The organism is Bradyrhizobium neotropicale (assembly GCF_001641695.1).
GTDB classification, from domain to species: Bacteria; Pseudomonadota; Alphaproteobacteria; order Rhizobiales; family Xanthobacteraceae; genus Bradyrhizobium; species Bradyrhizobium neotropicale.
Genome location: NZ_LSEF01000046.1, coordinates 1 through 2,747, shown reverse-complemented (window position 1 = coordinate 2,747; position 2,747 = coordinate 1). Strand labels below are relative to the sequence as shown.

Genomic DNA, 2,747 nt, shown 5'->3' with positions numbered 1-2,747 from the left:
CGCCGCGCCGACGGCGCGTCCGGCCGCGCCTGCCCCGACGGCCACACCCACACCGACACCTGTACCGACCGCGACGCCTCCGCAGGGACGGGTCATCCCGTCGCCAACGCCCACAGCAGCGCCAGCGCCGACAGCTACGCCTGCTCCAGCGGCGCCGACGACTCGGGCCACGCCGACGCCGACCCCGACGCCCACAGCAGCGCCAGCGCCGACGGCCACGCCTGCTCCAGCGGCGCCGACGACTCGGGCCACGCCGAGCCCGACGCCCGCTCCGACCGCTACACCCGCTCCTGGCGGAGCGACCACGCCGCCGGCCGGACGGACGGGCCCGGCAGCGACGCCCGCACCCGGCGCAACGCCAGCTCCGACCGCGACGCCGGCCCCCGGCACCGTGACGCCGGCGCCCGGACGTCAAGGTGGCGCGCCGCCTGCGGGCGCGCCCGCTGCCGGAGCTCCGCCGGCGCAGCCACAGACGGCCGCCCCGATCCGACCCACGCCTCCCGTCGGCGCCGCGGCGCGGACTGTCGTACCCGGCACGACAGCCGCGGCGCCACCGCCCGACAAGGCGCAATACGCTCCGCCGACGGTCGCACCGGCCTTCCAGGCCGCACCGGCGGTCGCAGCACCGTTGCCGCCTCCGCCGCGTCCGCAGCAGCGTGACCTGACGCCGCTCGCGATCGGTGCGGGCGTCGTGGCCGGCGCCGTCATCGGCGCCACCATCGCCGACTACCGCAATCAGCGGCAGGAGGTCGTCGAAGGCGGCCGCACCATCTATACCGAGCCGGACCGCATCATCATCCGCGACCCGAGCGGGCAGGAGTACGTTCGCGGCAACGACCTCTATCGCTTCCGCTATGGCGCTCGCGACATCCGCACCGACGTTGTCGGCGGCGAAACCCGCACCGTCGTGATCCGTCCCGACGGCAGCGAGGTGATCACCGTGGTCGGAGCCGACGGTCAGTTGCTGCGGCGAATCCGCAGGGACCCCGGCGGGCGCGAGATCATCATCATCGACAACAGCTACCGCGATCCGCGGGCGGTCGGCGGCTTCTATGTCGACGTGCCGCCGCCGGTCGTGAACATTCCCTACGATCGCTACATCGTCGACTCCGCGGATGCCTCGCCGGACGTGATCTACGAGACCATGGAGGCGCCGCCGGTACAACGGATCGATCGGCGCTACTCGCTCGACGAGATCCGCTACAGCCCCAATGTTCGCATGCAGATGCCGAGCATCGACATCAACACGATCAACTTCGAGACAGGATCGTGGACCATCCCGCCGGACCAGGCGGCGAGGCTGCAAGTGATCGCCGACGGTCTCAACCGTGCGATCCAGCGCAACCCGCGCGAGGTGTTCCTGATCGAGGGACACACCGACGCGGTCGGCAACGACGTCGACAATCTGTCATTGTCGGACCGCCGTGCGCAGTCCGCGGCCGAACTGCTGACCCAGCAGTTCAATGTGCCGGCAGAGAACCTGACGTCGCAAGGCTACGGCAGGCAGTATCTGAAGGAGCAGACGGACGGACCGAGCCGGATCAACCGGCGCGTCACCATCCGCCGCATCACGCCGCTGCTCAACGGCGGTCAGGCCTCGCTGCCGCCGCCCCCGCCCGGCACCGCACCGCCGCGCTGAGGCGAAGCGCACAAATGCAAAATGGCCGGGAGCGATCCCGGCCATTTTTGTTTCAGGTCGTAGGGTGGGTTAGCTTTGGTGTCTCAGGAGGTTGTCCATCTGGTCTGAACCGAGGAAGCTGAGGTTGCGAAGCTTCAACGTTTCCACGGAGAGACCAGATGAACGTCCACAAGAATGCGCCTTTGACGCCCACAGGTCGAGAGGCGATGGTGCGAGGCGTGGTCGAGGACGGACTGAGCCAGGCTGCCGCGGCTGACCAGTTCAACACGACACCGAAAACGGTAGCCAAATGGGTCGAGCGGTTCCGCGCAGCAGGTGTCGAGGGATTGCGTGATCGTTCCTCCAGACCCCTTTCATCGCCAAGCCAAACCCCGCGGGCCACGTGCGAGGCCGTCGAGGCGTTGCGCCGGCAGCGCCACACCGGCAAGCAGATCGCAGCCGAGGTTGGGCTGTCACGGGCCACCGTCAGCCGCATACTCCGCCGCCTGGGATTAAGCCGGACACGCGATCTGGAGCCGGCCGAGCCGGTGCGCCGCTACGAGCGCGAGCAGCCCGGCGAGCTGATCCATATCGACATCAAGAAGCTCGGCAGGTTCGTCAGACCCGGCCACCGCATCACGCACGATCGTCAGAAGGGTGAAAGCCGCGGCGCCGGCCACGAGTTCGTCCACGTGGCGATCGACGATGCATCGCGCCTGGCCTTCTCCCAGATCCGGCGTGATCAGAAAAAGGAAAGTGCCATCGCCTTCCTCAGGGAAGCCGTCGCTTACTACCGCAGCCTCGGTATGAAGGTCACCGGCATCATGACCGACAATGGCTCTTGCTACCGTGCCAAGGCCTTCGCCAGAGCGTGCGGGAAGCTCGGCCTCAGGCACATCTTCACCAGACCATATCGGCCCCAAACAAACGGCAAGGCCGAACGCTTCATCCAGACAGCGCTGCGCGAGTGGGCTTACGCTCGCTCCTACGACACCTCAGACCAGCGCGCCAAAAACCTGCCAATCTGGCTTCAGCACTACAACTGGCATCGCCCACACGGTAGTTTGCAAGCCAAACCACCCATCAGCCGCCTCCGTCTCCCGGAGGACGACCTGTTGAGATTCCACAG

The 2,747-nt window shown here is 68.0% G+C and carries 2 protein-coding genes; both read left to right on the top strand.

Translation table 11 applies throughout. The annotated features are described in order from the left end of the window. Positions 1 to 391: 391 nt before the first annotated feature. Complete coding sequence (locus AXW67_RS14245; RefSeq protein ID WP_082907883.1) at positions 392 to 1,639, top strand: OmpA family protein; 1,248 nt, start codon at positions 392 to 394, stop codon at positions 1,637 to 1,639. A 158-nt stretch (positions 1,640 to 1,797) separates the two neighbouring features. Continuing rightward, positions 1,798 to 2,747 (top strand): IS481 family transposase (locus tag AXW67_RS14240; RefSeq protein ID WP_082907694.1); only part of this gene is annotated, 950 nt, incomplete at its 3' end.